The sequence below is a fragment of the Streptomyces sp. NPDC002520 genome, from assembly GCF_053595235.1.
Window position 1 is genome coordinate 58,107 of the sequence record NZ_JBSFXG010000007.1, and the last position, 13,823, is coordinate 71,929.

Genomic DNA, 13,823 nt, shown 5'->3' on the forward strand with positions numbered 1-13,823 from the left:
CGAAGGGCCCCGCGGACTCGAGACCGTGGGGCCCTTCTTCTCGTCAGCACCGGCGTCATGGCGGCGCCGGTGCCCGGGAGCGGCGCCGGGGGGTGCGCCGCCCGCTCTTCGGCCCCGGCCTCTGGCGGGTGGGCGGTACGGGACGATGCCGTTGTCTGCGCGGGGACTTGGGGGCTTCTGCGCATCGTGCGGGACGCTTGTGGGCATCCGCGACCGTCTGGCCCGGCGCTGTGCGTTGTGCAGTTTTCCGCCGGCCGGCCCCGGGCGTCCCCGGAGCCGACCTCTCTTGGGTGACCGGGCTGCTGTCCCCTGCCGTCCGGTCACTTGCTGGAGCGAGGTCCCACGGCGTACGGCACGACCCGTACGCCTCATCGCTCCAGCGAGCCACGCGTGGTTCTGTCGGGCCCGCCCCTGGCTGGCACGGACAACCGACTCAACGAAGCGGTGCGTGGGCCGGTCACGCGCCGTACGGGTGAGGGCGCGCTCGAACTCAGATGCGACCCCGGCAGAGCTCCAGCAGGGTCATGGCGAGGGCGGTGCCCGGCTTGCCCAGGGCGTCCCGGTAGCGGCCGAGGATCTCCATCTCGCGCGAGAGGTTCACCCGCCGTCCGCCGGAGGCGATACGGGTCTGCTGGACGACGGCGGACACGGCCATCCGCTCCTGGATGAGGCCGATGATCCGGTCGTCGAGCGTGTCGATGCGCTCACGGGCGTCGGCGATGGTCTGTTCCGGCCCTGGGGCGGCCTGTTCCGGCCCTGTGGTGATCTGCTCCGGCCCTGCGGTGGTCGCGGTGCTCATGGTGTCGGGGCTCCTCGTGAGGGTGGTGGCGGATGCCCCGGACCGACAGACCCCGGAAAACGACAGGCGCCCCGGGCCTTGTCGGCCCGGGGCGCCTGGGAAGTCGCTTGGCGTTTGCTCAAGCAGCACGACCATGGCAGCCGGCGGGCCGGATGCCATAGGTAAAGAGGAAGGTCGTCTGCTTCAGCACAAGGCCAGTATGCCATGGCGCCGTCGCGACCGAGGGAGCCGTCCGGCCCGGCACCCCCGTTAGAATCGGAAACACAGACCCCCGCCCAAACCGCCGGAAGGCACCCCGTGTCATCAGCGACTCCCGCTGCCGCCACCCCCGACACCGTCCTGGTCGTCGACTTCGGCGCGCAGTACGCCCAGCTCATCGCCCGTCGCGTCCGCGAGGCGCGGGTCTACAGCGAGATCGTGCCCAGCACCATGCCGGTCACCGAGATGCTCGCCAAGAACCCCGCGGCGATCATCCTCTCCGGAGGCCCCTCCTCGGTCTACGAGGAAGGCGCCCCCCGCCTCGACCGCGCGCTCTTCGAGGCCGGCGTCCCCGTCTTCGGCATGTGCTACGGCTTCCAGCTGATGGCGCAGGTCCTCGGCGGCACCGTCGACAACAACGGCGCCCGCGAGTACGGCCGTACCGACCTGCACGTCTCCCGGAGCTCCTCCACCCTCTTCGAGGGCACGCCCGCCGAGCAGCACGTGTGGATGTCGCACGGCGACGCCTGCTCCGCCGCCCCCGAGGGCTTCACCGTCACCGCGTCCACGGACCTCGTGCCCGTGGCCGCCTTCGAGAACGACGAGAAGAAGCTCTACGGCGTCCAGTACCACCCCGAGGTCATGCACTCCACGCACGGCCAGCAGGTCATGGAGCACTTCCTCTACCGCGGCGCCGGCCTCCAGCCGAACTGGACCACCGGCAACGTGATCGAGGAGCAGGTCACCGCGATCCGCGAGCAGGTCGGCGACAAGCGCGCCATCTGCGGCCTGTCCGGCGGCGTGGACTCCGCCGTCGCCGCCGCCCTCGTCGCGAAGGCCATCGGCGACCAGCTGACCTGCGTCTACGTCGACCACGGCCTGATGCGCAAGGGCGAGACCGAGCAGGTCGAGAAGGACTTCGTGGCCGCGACCGGCGTCAAGCTGGTCGTCGTGGACGCCGAGGAGCGCTTCCTGACCGCGCTCAAGGGCGTCAGCGAGCCCGAGGAGAAGCGGAAGATCATCGGCCGCGAGTTCATCCGCGTCTTCGAGCAGGCCCAGGCCGAAATCATCGCCGACGAGGGCCCGGCCGTGGAGTTCCTGGTCCAGGGCACCCTGTACCCGGACGTCGTCGAGTCCGGCGGCGGCACCGGCACCGCCAACATCAAGTCGCACCACAACGTCGGCGGCCTGCCCGAGGACCTCGAGTTCCAGCTCATCGAGCCGCTGCGCAAGCTGTTCAAGGACGAGGTCCGCATGGTCGGCCAGGAGCTCGGCCTGCCCGAGGAGATCGTCCAGCGCCAGCCGTTCCCCGGCCCCGGCCTCGGCATCCGTATCGTCGGCGAGGTCACCAAGGACCGCCTGGACCTGCTGCGCGACGCCGATGCCATCGCCCGCGAGGAGCTGACCGCGGCCGGCCTCGACCGCGAGATCTGGCAGTGCCCGGTGGTCCTGCTCGCCGACGTCCGCAGCGTGGGCGTCCAGGGCGACGGCCGCACCTACGGCCACCCGATCGTCCTGCGCCCGGTCTCCTCCGAGGACGCCATGACCGCCGACTGGTCGCGGCTGCCGTACGACGTCCTCGGCCGCATCTCGACCCGGATCACCAACGAGGTCCGGGACGTCAACCGCGTCGTCCTCGACGTGACCTCGAAGCCCCCGGGCACCATCGAGTGGGAGTGAGCCCCCGCACGGGGCTCAGGCGCGCCTGAGACGACCTCCGTCGACTCGGTGTGAAAGAGGTGGAACGGCTACGGCGGTTCCACCTCTTTCCCGTACCTGGCCCGGCCCAGCCCCCGCCGTCCTGTGCCGTGTTTGCTCCCCGTACGTCTTCTTCACAGCACGACACTGCCCTTTTGCGCTGACCGGCGGTAACTTCCGGCCGTACGCACCACCCGACGCTGGAGGACCTATGCACGGGCCCACCCCGCCCCTGCCGCTGCCCACCGACCAGCTGCGGTTCGCCATGCCGCCGATGTACGACTCGGCCGAGGACGAACGCCGGCACCGCAAGGAGCGGCTCGCGGGCGCGCTGCGGATCTTCGGGCGCGCCGGACTCGAGGACGGGGTGTCCGGGCACATCACCGCGCGCGATCCGGAGTTCAGCGACTGCTTCTGGGTCAACCCGTTCGGGATGCCGTTCAAGCACGTCACCGTCAGCGACCTGGTCCTCGTCAATCAGGACGGCCAGGTCGTCGAGGGCCGCTACCACGTCAACCAGGCCGCCTTCACCGTGCACGCCCAGGTGCACGCGGCCCGCCCGGACGTCGTCGCCGTCGCCCACTGCCACTCGGTGCACGGCCGCGCCCTCGCCGCGCTCGGTGACCTGGTCGACCCCATCACCCAGGAGAGCTGCGCCTTCTACGAGGACCTCGCCCTGTACGACGCCTACACCGGCGTCACCGTCGACGCCGAGGAAGGCCGCCGTATCGCCGGCGCCCTCGGCTCCCGCAAGGCGCTCGTGCTGCGCAACCACGGACTGCTCACCGTCGGGGACTCGGTGGACGCGGCGGCCTGGTGGTTCCTGTCCCTGGACCGGTGCTGCCAGGTGCAGCTGCTGGCCAGGGCCGCGGGCCGCCCGATCCTCATCGACCACAAGCAGGCCGTCGCCACCCGTGAACAGCTCGGCGGCGACCTGGTGGCCTGGATCAACCACCAGCCGCTGTGGCAGGACATCAGCCGCAGCGAACCGGATCTGCTCAGCTGACCTCGAACTCCTTGTCCGTGAGCACCCCGTCGCGGTGCAGCTCGCCCATCTCGCGCAGCCGGGTCAACGCGGCGAACCGCGCTTCATCCGCCACGCCCCGGACCGACCGAATCCAACGGGCCCGTGTAGGGCACAATTCGCAGTCAATACTGGGGAGTTGTAGGGCCGGAGTGTGCACGGTGAGTGACTTCGGCCGTTTCTTGGGGCATGGGGAAGGAAGGCGTCGGGCGTGGCGGTGCAGGAGGCGAGGCAGGGCGCGGCAGGCGATGCCGAGCCGCCCCACGGGGGCGGCTGCGTCTGCGGGGACTGCCCGCACGGAGCCCGCGAGGGACACCGGCGGGCCGTCGCCGCGTTCCTGCGCCGGCGCGACGAGTTCGCGGCCGGACAGGGGCTGCCCGCGGCCGTGGCGCACTCGCCCTCGGCGTCCCGGCAGTGGGTCTCCGCCGAACTGGCCCAGCGTGCGCAGGCCGTCGCCGAGCGCGGCCGCACCGAGGGCGAGGCGTGGCTGTCGGGGCTGTGGCGGTGGACGGCGTACGCGGTGTGGGGCGCGGTCGCCGCGCTGCTGCTCGCCGAGGCGGTCACCGCGATCGGCGCGGGCTGGAGCAGCGCGCGCACGGCCGGGCTGGCCGCCGCGGTCGTGGTCGCGGGCACGCTGACCGCCGCTTCCTGGTTCCACCGGGCGCGCGGCGGGGCGCTCGCCCCGGTGGTCGGCGAGGACAACCGGATGTCCACCTCGCGCACGGTGGCCGCCTGTTGGGTGCTGTTCGTCGTCTACGCGATCCTTCTGCTGGCCGGCCGCCTGGCCGCCTCCTCCGACCCCGCCGACCGCGACGCGCTGCTCGCCGGCCTCGACCTCGCGCGCGGGGCGGGCATGGTGACCGTCCTCGCCGTGGTGTGCGGCATCGCCGTCCTGGTCCGCCGGGTGGTGGGGCTGCGCGTCACCGGGCAGCGGCTGCAGAAGGTACCGGCCCACCGCCCGCGCGCCGCCGACCTGCTGACCGACGACTCCGGCCGGGGCGCCTTCGCCGACGTCCAGTACGTCGTCGTCAGCGCCGTCGCCCTGCTGTTCGCCGCCGTCCGGCTGGCCCGCCGACCCGATCAGCTGCCCGACCTGCCCTGGGGGCTCGCGGTCGTGGTGCTGATCTCCGCCGCGACCTACCTGGCCGGCAAGTACGCCGAGGGCGGCCGCCCGGTGATCCTCTCCGTGGTCCGCGCCCGCGAGCCCGGCGACCTGGACGGGCCGATCCGCACCGGCGACGACATCGAGATCCGCGGCATCGGCTTCGTCCCGCCCGGCGCGCAGAGCGCCGACCGCCTCGCCCGCATGGTCGTCCGCATCGGCGCCGTCGACGTCCAGGTCCCGCTCGTCCCCGTCACCGGCGGCTTCCGCAACCCCACCGACACCGTCCTGACCGTCCCCGTCCCGGCCGAGGTGGAGCCGGGCCCGGTGGAGGTCCAGGTGGTGACGGCAGCCGGGGCGGCCACCAACCGGTACCCGGTAGAGGTCGCGGACTGACACCCCGGACGACCGAGCCGCTGCTCCACGTGAGTGAGCCGGAATCCGGAAAAATATCCGAGAGAGGATTGAACTGTCCCCTCGCGTCATACGTATCGTCGAGTAGGGGACTCGGCACGGCGGGCGAGAGGCGGCGAGCAATGATGACTCAGAGTATCCGAACCGACGCGCACACCACCCATTTGAACCGTGACCGCGACTGGCGGGAGACCGCCACGCATTATGCCCTCCTTCCGCTGCGCGTCTTCCTCGGTGTCACCTTCATCTACGCCGGCCTGGACAAGCTCACCGACAGCGCCTTCATGAAGTCCGGCGGCGCAGGCTCGATCGGGGAGACGATGCACTCGGTCCGTGGCTCGTCCGCCATCCCCGCTCTGGTCGACCTGGCCCTGAGGAACCCGGTCGGCTTCGGCTACGCCATGGCCTTCGGCGAGCTGGCCGTCGGCATCGGCGTCCTCGTCGGACTGTTCGGCCGGCTGGCGGCCTTCGGCGGCGCGCTGATCTCCCTCAGCCTGTGGCTCACTGTCAGCTGGTCCTCCACCCCCTACTACTTCGGCAATGACCTCGCCTATCTGATGGCCTGGCTGCCCCTCGTCCTCGCGGGCACCTCCTACCTCTCCCTCGACGCGTTGCTGCGCTCCCGGCGACGGCGATGGTCGGGCGGCTACTGACCGTCCCCGGCCGACCGTCCCCGGCCGACCGCCCCCGGTCGGGCGGCCGGCCGGCGCCAGGGCCTAGCCTTCCGCGGCGCCGCGTCGTCTGCGCCGTACGCCCCGAGCCACCCCCGCCGCGATGCCGGCCAGACACAGGCCGCCCATGACCACCGGTATCGCCACGAACCACGGGATCTCCCACAGGCCCCGCGCGTCCCCGGCGTACAGGGTGGCCGCAGCGGTCAGGGAGAGTCCGGCGACCAGCTTCCCGGGCTGGAACTCATGACGCAGCACGGCTGACCTCCACCTGTCCGACGCCCACCTCGAGCGCGATCTTCAGCGTGCCCGTGCCCGTGCCGGTCTCCTTGCTGCTCTTGGCCGGTGTCAGGGTCACGTCCTTGTGCCTGCCGGGCTGCACGTCCACGTCCTTCCTGAGATTGTCGCCGGGCAACCGGATGTCACCCACGCCCACGTCGATGCTCAGCCGCACGGTCGCGTCCGCCGGCACGATCACTCTCAGCCGGCCCGCGCCCACGTCGGCACGTGTGGCCACCGTCTGTCCCTTGGCGGGGTGCACCCCGGTCAGGTCCAGAGTGCCGACGCCGGTGCCGAGGTCGTAGGCGGAGCGGACGTCCGAGGCGGCGACGGGCTTCCAGGACGTCTCCTTCCAGTGCGACGTGATGTCCTTCGGCAGGACCGCGGCGCCGACGAGCAGCGCCGCCGTGACAAGTGCGAGGAACACCGAGCCGGTCCCTGTGCGCCCGAGGAACGCGCTGAGCGCGATCCCCAGCCCGAACACCGCGAGCGCGCAGGCCAGACCGATCTGCAGGCTGGTGCCGAGCGGACGCGTGTCCCAGGTCAGGCCCGTGCCCAGACCGCCCGCCAGCAGGGCGAACAGGAACACCCAGCCGCCGATCCAGTGCGGGCCGCGCGGTCTTGGAGTGTCGGTCCTCGGGGTGCGTATGGGCCCGTGGGCGGTCCAGGGGGTGTCGATCCTGATGTCCAGGTCCGGGGCGAGGTCCTGGCCGCGGGTGTCGCCCGGCCCCCAGAGATATCCGGTGCCGCCGACGTGAGTGCCGTCCTTGACGATGGGGTCCCGCCACCAGGAGGGGTAGGTGATGGTGATCGGCGGTGCCTGGGCCTCCGGCGGGGCGTCGGCGGCGGCCTGCGCGGACAGTGGATCGGGATCGGGAGCGCCCCGGCGTCTGGACCAGTACCCGGCGCCCGCCAGCAGCAGGGAGAGGACGACGGCGAAGGCCAGCACCCCGCCGTTGCGCAGTGTGGTCAGGATGACCCCGCAGCCGACCAGCGCGAACAGCACGGCGGCCAGGGCCTGTCCGTCCACCCGGCCCGTCAGCAGCTTGCGGACCTCGTTCTCCTCCTCGTCCTCGTACGGCACGAGGAGCCAGGCGAAGCCGTAGAAGATCAGGCCGATGCCGCCGGTCGCGGCCAGCACGGCCAGGGTGATCCGGTAGATCACCGGGTCCATGTCGGTGTGCCGCCCCAGCCCGGCGCACACACCCGCGATCATCTTGTGTCGGCGGTCGCGCCGGAAGCGGGGCGGGGCCTCGGCTGTCGCGGCGGGCGCGGCATCCGTCGGTCCGGTGCCCGGGGCCGGGCGCGGGCCGGAGCCGGGTCCCGGACCCGTCGCGGCGTGCTCGTGATCCGTCATGCGTCCATGGTGACGGGCCGCCGACCGCGACGGCAGTCGGGACGACCCTGGGCGAACCCTGATATCGGCCCCGAGACGGGAGGGGGAGGTGTTCGAACCCGGCAAGGGACCCCGCTGCGGACAGGCCGCGCACGGATCCGGGGAACCCGCTCGAAGATCAGGGGCGTCTAGGGGCCGGACCCTGATGCTCCGCCCCCGCGGGCATGTGACCATCGATGGCATGCCGGAAGCCGCAGCACCGCCACTCGACGACCCGCGGCCGCCGCGCAAGCTCTACCGCAGCGGTGACGGCCGCTGGCTCGGCGGAGTGGCGCGGGGCCTCGCCGGGCATCTCGGGCTGCCCGTGGTGTGGGTGCGGCTCGCCTTCGTCGGCCTGTCCATGGCCAACGGCCTCGGCGCGCTGCTGTACGCCGCGTTCTGGTTCTTCGTCCCGCTCGGCGTCGGCGGCGTCGGCGACCACAAGCCGCCCTCCCTCGTCGGCACCGAGACCTCGCCGGACGGCCGCCGCAGACTGGTGGCCCGCAAGCCGGACAAGGGGCAGATCGTCGCCCTGCTCCTCATGGTCATCGTGTCCCTGGTCTTCGTGGGCAACGTCAACGTGACCAGCCAGGCGAAGGCCTATCTCCTGCCCGCCGTCCTGGTCGCGGCCGGTGTCGCCCTGGTCTGGCGTCAGGCGGACAACGCCCGGCGGGCCCGCTGGGTCGAGGTCGGCAGCCGCCGGCGCACCCTCACCCTGCTGCGGGCGGGCGTCGGCGTCCTGCTGGTCACCGCCGGTGTCTCGGCCATCTTCGTCATGCAGGGCTCGGCAGCCCACCTCGGCGCGGTCCTGCAGGCCGCGATCGTCGTCCTCGTCGGCATCACCCTGCTCGCCGGTCCCTACCTCGTCCGCGTGACCCAGGACCTGTCCGAGGAACGCCTGATGCGCATCCGCGCCCAGGAGCGCGCCGAGGTCGCGGCCCACGTCCACGACTCCGTGCTGCACACCCTCACCCTGATCCAGCGCAACGCCGACAACGCGGCCGAGGTCCGCCGCCTGGCCCGCGCCCAGGAACGCGACCTGCGCACCTGGCTGTACAAGCCCGAGGGCACCGGCAAGGACGAGGCCGACGAGCCGGACACGGTCGCGGAGGCGGTCAGACGCAACGCCGCCGAGGTCGAGGACAAGCACGGCGTGCCCATCGAGGTCGTCGTGGTCGGCGACTGCGGGCTGGACGAGAGGACCGGGGCGCAGATGCAGGCCGCGCGCGAGGCGATGGTGAACGCCGCCAAGTACGGTGGCGACGGCGGTGCCGTACAGGTCTACGCCGAAGTCGAGGGAGGGACGGTCTTCGTGTCCGTCCGCGACCGCGGCCCCGGCTTCGACCTCGACTCGATACCCGCCGACCGCATGGGCGTCAGAGAATCGATCATCGGCCGCATGGAACGCCACGGCGGAACGGCCCGGCTGCGGTCGGTGCCGGGCGGCGGCACGGAGGTCGAGCTGGAGATGGAGAGGGCGGAGAAGACGTCATGAGCGACGCGACCGAGGCGAACGGCACGGCGGGGGCGGCGGAGGCGGCCGGGCCCGGAAACGGCGCCGACGGCGGTCCGGGCGGGCGGCACGTACGAGTGGTGCTCGTCGACGACCACCGGATGTTCCGTACCGGCGTCCAGGCCGAGATCGGGCAGACCGCCGAGACCGGCGTCGAGGTGGTCGGCGAGGCCGCCGACGTCGACCAGGCGGTCACGGTCATCACCGCGACCCGCCCCGAGGTGGTCCTCCTCGACGTCCACCTGCCCGGCGGCGGCGGAGTGGAAGTCCTGCGGCGGTGCGCGCCGTTGATGGCGGATGCCGAGCAGCCCGTGCGCTTCCTCGCGCTGTCCGTGTCGGACGCGGCGGAGGACGTGATCGGGGTGATCCGGGGCGGCGCCCGCGGCTATGTCACCAAGACCATCACCGGCACCGACCTGGTCGACTCGATCTTCCGTGTCCAGGAGGGCGACGCGGTCTTCTCCCCGCGCCTGGCCGGGTTCGTCCTGGACGCCTTCGCCTCCACCGACGCTCCGCCGGTCGACGAGGACCTGGACCGCCTCACCCAGCGCGAGCGCGAGGTGCTGCGTCTGATCGCCCGGGGCTACGCCTACAAGGAGATCGCCAAGCAGCTGTTCATCTCCGTCAAGACGGTCGAGTCCCATGTCTCGGCGGTCCTGCGCAAGCTCCAGTTGTCCAACCGCCATGAGCTGACCCGGTGGGCGACGGCGCGGCGGCTGGTCTGACCTCTGGCGTGAGTCCGGCCCCTTACGGGGGCCGGACTCAGGCCACCCGCGTCGCTCCGGCGAACGGCATCTCGTCGATCGGGGCCACGCGGACCGGTGCCGAGGGGTTCGGGGCGTGGATCATCCGGCCGTTGCCGATGTAGATGCCGACGTGGCTGACGCCGGAGTAGAAGAACACCAGGTCGCCGGGTTGGAGTTGGGAGCGGGAGACGCGCCGGCCCGCGTTGATCTGGGCGTAGGTGGTGCGGGGCAGGGAGATGCCGGCGGAGCGGTACGCGGCCTGGACCAGGCCGGAGCAGTCGAAGGCGGTCGGGCCGGTCGCGCCCCACACATAGGGGCTGCCGAGCTTCTGGTAGGCGTAGTCGACGGCCGCCGCGGCCCGGGAAGTGGGTGCCGTGACGGCCTGGGCCTGCTCCAGCGGATCCCGGGTGTCCGAGGCCGCGCGTGACGCATGGCCCGCTACGGTGCCCGTACCGTCGCCGGTGACCTCGGTCCGCTCGCGCGGAGTGAGCCGGTCCAGCAGCCTGCGCGCCTGGGCCAGCTTCTCGGTGACGTCCTTCTTCCGCCGCTTCAGCTCCGCCTGCCGCGAGGTGAGCGATGTGAGCTCGACACGGGCGGCGCCGCGTAACTGCTCGATCTCCCGCAGCTGTTCGCGGACCCGGGCCACCGTGCCGGCCTGCCGCTCGCCGGCCCGCTGCGCGAACGCGGCGCCGTCCAGGTACTTGTCGGGGTCGTCGGACAGCGCGAGCTGCCAGGCGGGGGCGAACCCGCCGTCCCGGTACTGCGCCGCCGCGAACGAACCCAGCGCCTCCCGGGCCGCGTTGAGCCCGACCTGCTTGCGGGCGGCCTCGTCCCGCAGCGCGTTGAGCCGCTGTTGGCTCGCCTCCGCCTTCTCCCTGGCGCCGTTGTACTTCTCCGTGGCGCCCTCCGCCTCCTGGTACAACTTGTCCACCTTGGCCTTCACCTGCGCCGGCGTCAGCTGCGGCGCGGCGTGTCCCGTCCCGTCGAAGGCCGTCGCGGTGGCCGCGCCCGCCAGAGCGAGGGTGGCGGCCGTGCGGGCCGTGTTGCCGCCGAGCGAGCGCTGTCGGGACTTTCGGTGCGCTGCCACCTGGCCGTCACGTCCTTCCGTGGGACTCGTACGGCCGAGGACGCGTACGACCGAGCGGTGGGTACGTCCGGCGGCCGCCCGCACAGGGGGGAGCGGGCCGCCGCCGGACCTTCCTCGGCGGTGGTGGCCGACGGCCGCCCCTGGCCCGGGCGGCGGTGGAGAGCCGGTCACCTGAGGGAGGACGCTAGGCCCGACTGTGACGGGCTGGTAACGCGGTGTACGGAACTGGCTCCGACGGGCCGCGGCATGACCGTATGTGAACGGATTGCAGGGGCGGAGGCGTCGTCTTCACGCGGCGTGATGACCGATGCGGGAAATGCGGGACATGGGGAAGGCGCGGGGTGCTATGGGCCGCATATATGCAAGGGCCTCCTGCGGTGACCCGGGCCCGGTGGCAAGTGGCTCCCGGGTCCCTGATTAGGCTCCGGTGTCATGGGCGTACTCATCCATCTCTTCGTCGGCCTGCACATCATCGGCATCGCCGCGCTGCTCGGCGGTTTTCTCACCCAGATGAAGGCGATGGGCCGGGGAACGGCCCGCTTCGTCCCGGGAATGCTGCACGGCGCGTTCACCATGCTGGCCACCGGCGTGGTCCTGGTCGGGCTCAACGAGGCCGACCACCACCACGTCAACACCGTCAAGATCGGCGTGAAGCTGGCCCTGCTGATCGTGATCCTCGGACTGGTCTACGTGAAGCGCGACGAGGAGAAGGTCGACAAGAACGTGTTCGGCCTGGTCGGCGCGCTGACCATGGCGAACATCTTCATCGCCGTGCTGTGGACGTGACGCCGGGCGCCCCCGTCCCCTCTCCGCCGGTCCCGGAGCGCGCCGACAGCACCGCGCCGGCCGCCGCCGCGAGCCACGCGGCGACCGACACTCACACCAGCACCCGCCCCGGGCCCTTCAACCAGTCGATGCCCAGGGCGTCCGCGACCGACAGGGTGGCCGCCGCGGTCACTCCGAGCGGGAAGACCGTCGCCCACCGCCGCAGGTCGTAGCGCAGCCGCGGGTGCGTCACCTCGGTCACCACCAGGACGACGCACCAGGCCAGGTCGAGTGCGAGCAACGCGACGGCGGTGAGCGCGCCCAGGCTCCGTGCCTCGGCCGCCCAGCGCCGCCGATGCCGCACCAGCCGTACGACGAAGGCGGCGGCCGGCGCCACCCAGGCGACGCAGGCCGGCACCAGGACGATCAGGGACGGCGTCCCGGCGCCCGCCAGGTGCAGGCCGACCGACACGATTCCGGTCGCCATCACGGCGGCCCCCGTCGCCGGCGGACACTCCGTCCACCACGCGCGCAGAGCCGAGACGCCGATCATGCGCCCGATGGTAGAGCGTGGCTACGCGCGCGTGCCCTGTGCGGGCTCCACGCGCGCGTGGAGCCCGAGAAGGACCTGGAGCGAAGCCAAGTAGCGCGCGGTCAGGCCGGACGCACCACGCTGTGGATGATCGATCCGCCGGCGTAGTAGATCGACTCCTCGCGGACGTACTCGCCGGGCTTGGGGGCGTGGATCATCATGCCGTTGCCTATGTAGATGCCGACGTGGCTGAGGTCGTCGTAGAAGAAGATCAGGTCTCCGGGCTGCGCGTTGGAGAGGGAGACCGTGGTGCCCGCGTTGACCTGGTCGTAGGTGGTGCGCGGCAGGCTCACGCCGGCGGCCTTCCAGGAGGCCTGGGTCAGGCCGGAGCAGTCGTACGAGCCGGGGCCGGTCGCGCCCCACACGTAGGGCTTCCCGATCTGGGCACGGGCGAAGGCGAGCGCCTTGTCGGCCTTGGAGGTGGACGTCCCGGTGGACGTCGAACCACCGGACGTCGAACCGCCCGACGTGGACGAGCCGCCGGAGCTCGACGAACCGCCCGACGTCGACGAGCTGCTGTCCTGCTGCGCCTTCTCCTGCGCCGCCGCCTTGCGCGCGGCCTCCTCCTGCGCCGCCTGCTTCTTCGCCAGCTCCGCCGCCTTGTGTGCGGCCTCCTCCTGCTTCTGCCGCTCGATCGCCGCGAGCCGTGCCTTCTCCTCGGCCGTCAGCTTGGACAGCAGATCGCGCGCGGAGGCGAGCTTCTTCTGCACGGTGGCCTTGGCCGTCTGCAGCTCCTGCTGCGACTCGGAGAGGGTCTGGAGGCTCTGGGCGGCCTCCCGGCGCTTCTTCATGGTCGCGGACTGCTCGGTGACGAAGTCGTCGACCGCGATCTTCTGCCGTGACGTCAGCCGGTTCATCAGCTGGCTCTGGTCGAAGTAGTCCTGCGGGTCGTTGGCGAGCAGGAAGGTGGCGGTCTCGGGCGCGGCGGCACCGGTCCGGTACTGGGCGGCGGCGAACGTGCCCAGCTTTTCGCGCGCCTGGTTCAGCCGGTCGGTGCGCTGGGCGACGTCGTCGCGCAGGGTGTCGACGCGCTTGCGCTGGTTACCGGCCCGCTCCTTGGCGGCGTTGTACTTCTCGGTCGCGGACTCCGCCTGGCGGTAGAGGTCGTCGACCTTCTTCTCGACCTCCTCCACGCTCGGCTTCCCGCCGGCAGAGGGGGCGGCGCCGGCCGGCTGGGACAACACGGCCACTGAGGTGAGGGCGGCGGTGGCGAGCATGGGGGTGCGGAGACCCGCTCCGAGTGTGCCCGCGGGACGCGGCTTGCGGTGCGACGCCAAGGGAGGCGACTCCTTCCGTGTGCCGCCTACCGGGTTAGCTGTCGGGTTCGGGCGGGTGGTTCGGAAGGCTTGCCCTACGGCTCTCGTCCCGGGTGGAACGTGGGCCGATTCACCCCAGGGAACGGTGGGTCCCCGGCTCCGTGCGCCGTGCAGCGACGCGATGGACTCGGCGGAGGCCGCGCGACCCGGCGACGTTCGCCGGAAACGGGCGTGCGGCCCGACGGGCAACCTAGCCAACTCGTGTGACTCGTGTGAAGGTTGGTGCACCATATGTCCGATACAT

13 protein-coding genes and 1 riboswitch are annotated in these 13,823 nt (G+C 72.0%); of the genes, 7 read left to right on the forward strand and 6 right to left on the reverse strand.

Annotation, left to right across the window (positions count from 1 at the left end; translation table 11 throughout):
* Positions 1–490: 490 nt before the first annotated feature.
* A complete protein-coding gene (locus tag ACWD5D_RS12790) occupies positions 491–799 on the reverse strand; it encodes a chorismate mutase (RefSeq protein WP_451372680.1) in 309 nt (102 codons plus the stop codon).
* A gap of 297 nt (positions 800–1,096) precedes the next feature.
* Here ACWD5D_RS12790 and guaA point away from each other — a divergent pair, with 297 nt between their 5' ends.
* The 4 genes from guaA (at position 1,097) to ACWD5D_RS12810 (ending at position 5,888) form a co-directional block, all read left to right on the forward strand.
* Complete coding sequence (gene guaA / locus ACWD5D_RS12795) at positions 1,097–2,677, forward strand: glutamine-hydrolyzing GMP synthase (protein WP_451372681.1); 1,581 nt, start codon at positions 1,097–1,099, stop codon at positions 2,675–2,677.
* A gap of 229 nt (positions 2,678–2,906) precedes the next feature.
* Complete coding sequence (locus ACWD5D_RS12800) at positions 2,907–3,701, forward strand: class II aldolase/adducin family protein (protein ID WP_451372682.1); 795 nt, start codon at positions 2,907–2,909, stop codon at positions 3,699–3,701.
* 229 nt (positions 3,702–3,930) lie between these two features.
* Positions 3,931–5,217, forward strand: coding sequence for a hypothetical protein (locus ACWD5D_RS12805; protein WP_451372683.1), 1,287 nt, complete (start codon positions 3,931–3,933; stop codon positions 5,215–5,217).
* 143 nt (positions 5,218–5,360) lie between these two features.
* Positions 5,361–5,888: a DoxX family protein gene (locus ACWD5D_RS12810; protein ID WP_451372684.1), complete on the forward strand. Its 528-nt coding sequence runs from the start codon at positions 5,361–5,363 to the stop codon at positions 5,886–5,888.
* A gap of 63 nt (positions 5,889–5,951) precedes the next feature.
* Here ACWD5D_RS12810 and ACWD5D_RS12815 read toward each other — a convergent pair whose 3' ends face one another.
* Together ACWD5D_RS12815 and ACWD5D_RS12820 are read right to left on the reverse strand one after the other, a co-directional pair.
* Positions 5,952–6,164 carry a hypothetical protein gene (locus ACWD5D_RS12815; protein ID WP_451372685.1) on the reverse strand — a complete coding sequence of 71 codons (213 nt, stop codon included), beginning with the start codon at positions 6,162–6,164 and terminating at the stop codon, positions 5,952–5,954.
* Positions 6,151–7,542, reverse strand: coding sequence for a PspC domain-containing protein (locus ACWD5D_RS12820; protein WP_451372686.1), 1,392 nt, complete (start codon positions 7,540–7,542; stop codon positions 6,151–6,153). The genes ACWD5D_RS12815 and ACWD5D_RS12820 overlap by 14 nt, the downstream gene beginning before the upstream one ends.
* Positions 7,543–7,762: 220 nt before the next feature.
* On the opposite strand from ACWD5D_RS12820, the gene ACWD5D_RS12825 reads away from it, so the two are divergent.
* Positions 7,763–9,055, forward strand: a complete 1,293-nt coding sequence (locus tag ACWD5D_RS12825) for an ATP-binding protein (RefSeq protein WP_451372687.1) — start codon at positions 7,763–7,765, stop codon at positions 9,053–9,055.
* Positions 9,052–9,798, forward strand: coding sequence for a LuxR C-terminal-related transcriptional regulator (locus tag ACWD5D_RS12830; protein WP_451372688.1), 747 nt, complete (start codon positions 9,052–9,054; stop codon positions 9,796–9,798). The genes ACWD5D_RS12825 and ACWD5D_RS12830 overlap by 4 nt, the downstream gene beginning before the upstream one ends.
* Positions 9,799–9,835: 37 nt before the next feature.
* On the opposite strand, the gene ACWD5D_RS12835 is transcribed toward ACWD5D_RS12830, so the two are convergent.
* Positions 9,836–10,906: an NlpC/P60 family protein gene (locus ACWD5D_RS12835; RefSeq protein ID WP_451372689.1), complete on the reverse strand. Its 1,071-nt coding sequence runs from the start codon at positions 10,904–10,906 to the stop codon at positions 9,836–9,838.
* Positions 10,907–11,338: 432 nt separating this feature from the next.
* Here ACWD5D_RS12835 and ACWD5D_RS12840 point away from each other — a divergent pair, with 432 nt between their 5' ends.
* Positions 11,339–11,692, forward strand: a complete 354-nt coding sequence (locus ACWD5D_RS12840) for a hypothetical protein (protein ID WP_451372690.1) — start codon at positions 11,339–11,341, stop codon at positions 11,690–11,692.
* Positions 11,693–11,783: 91 nt separating this feature from the next.
* On the opposite strand, the gene ACWD5D_RS12845 is transcribed toward ACWD5D_RS12840, so the two are convergent.
* Together ACWD5D_RS12845 and ACWD5D_RS12850 are read right to left on the reverse strand one after the other, a co-directional pair.
* Positions 11,784–12,224 (reverse strand): SLAC1 family transporter, encoded by a 441-nt coding sequence (locus ACWD5D_RS12845; protein WP_451372691.1) that lies wholly within the window; start codon positions 12,222–12,224, stop codon positions 11,784–11,786.
* A 101-nt stretch (positions 12,225–12,325) separates the two neighbouring features.
* A complete protein-coding gene (locus ACWD5D_RS12850) occupies positions 12,326–13,540 on the reverse strand; it encodes an NlpC/P60 family protein (protein WP_451372692.1) in 1,215 nt (404 codons plus the stop codon).
* Positions 13,541–13,548: 8 nt separating this feature from the next.
* A riboswitch (cyclic di-AMP (ydaO/yuaA leader) is annotated at positions 13,549–13,705 on the reverse strand.
* Positions 13,706–13,823: the final 118 nt, after the last annotated feature.

Bases quoted from the DNA above. Each gene is read 5' to 3' on its own strand.
- ACWD5D_RS12790 (WP_451372680.1), bottom strand. From the start codon at position 799: ATGAGCACCGCGACCACCGCAGGGCCGGAGCAGATCACCACAGGGCCG.
- ACWD5D_RS12800 (WP_451372682.1), top strand. From the start codon at position 2,907: ATGCACGGGCCCACCCCGCCCCTGCCGCTGCCCACCGACCAGCTGCGG.
- ACWD5D_RS12810 (WP_451372684.1), top strand. From the start codon at position 5,361: ATGACTCAGAGTATCCGAACCGACGCGCACACCACCCATTTGAACCGT.
- ACWD5D_RS12820 (WP_451372686.1), bottom strand. From the start codon at position 7,542: ATGACGGATCACGAGCACGCCGCGACGGGTCCGGGACCCGGCTCCGGC.
- ACWD5D_RS12825 (WP_451372687.1), top strand. From the start codon at position 7,763: ATGCCGGAAGCCGCAGCACCGCCACTCGACGACCCGCGGCCGCCGCGC.
- ACWD5D_RS12830 (WP_451372688.1), top strand. From the start codon at position 9,052: ATGAGCGACGCGACCGAGGCGAACGGCACGGCGGGGGCGGCGGAGGCG.
- ACWD5D_RS12840 (WP_451372690.1), top strand. From the start codon at position 11,339: ATGGGCGTACTCATCCATCTCTTCGTCGGCCTGCACATCATCGGCATC.
- ACWD5D_RS12845 (WP_451372691.1), bottom strand. From the start codon at position 12,224: ATGATCGGCGTCTCGGCTCTGCGCGCGTGGTGGACGGAGTGTCCGCCG.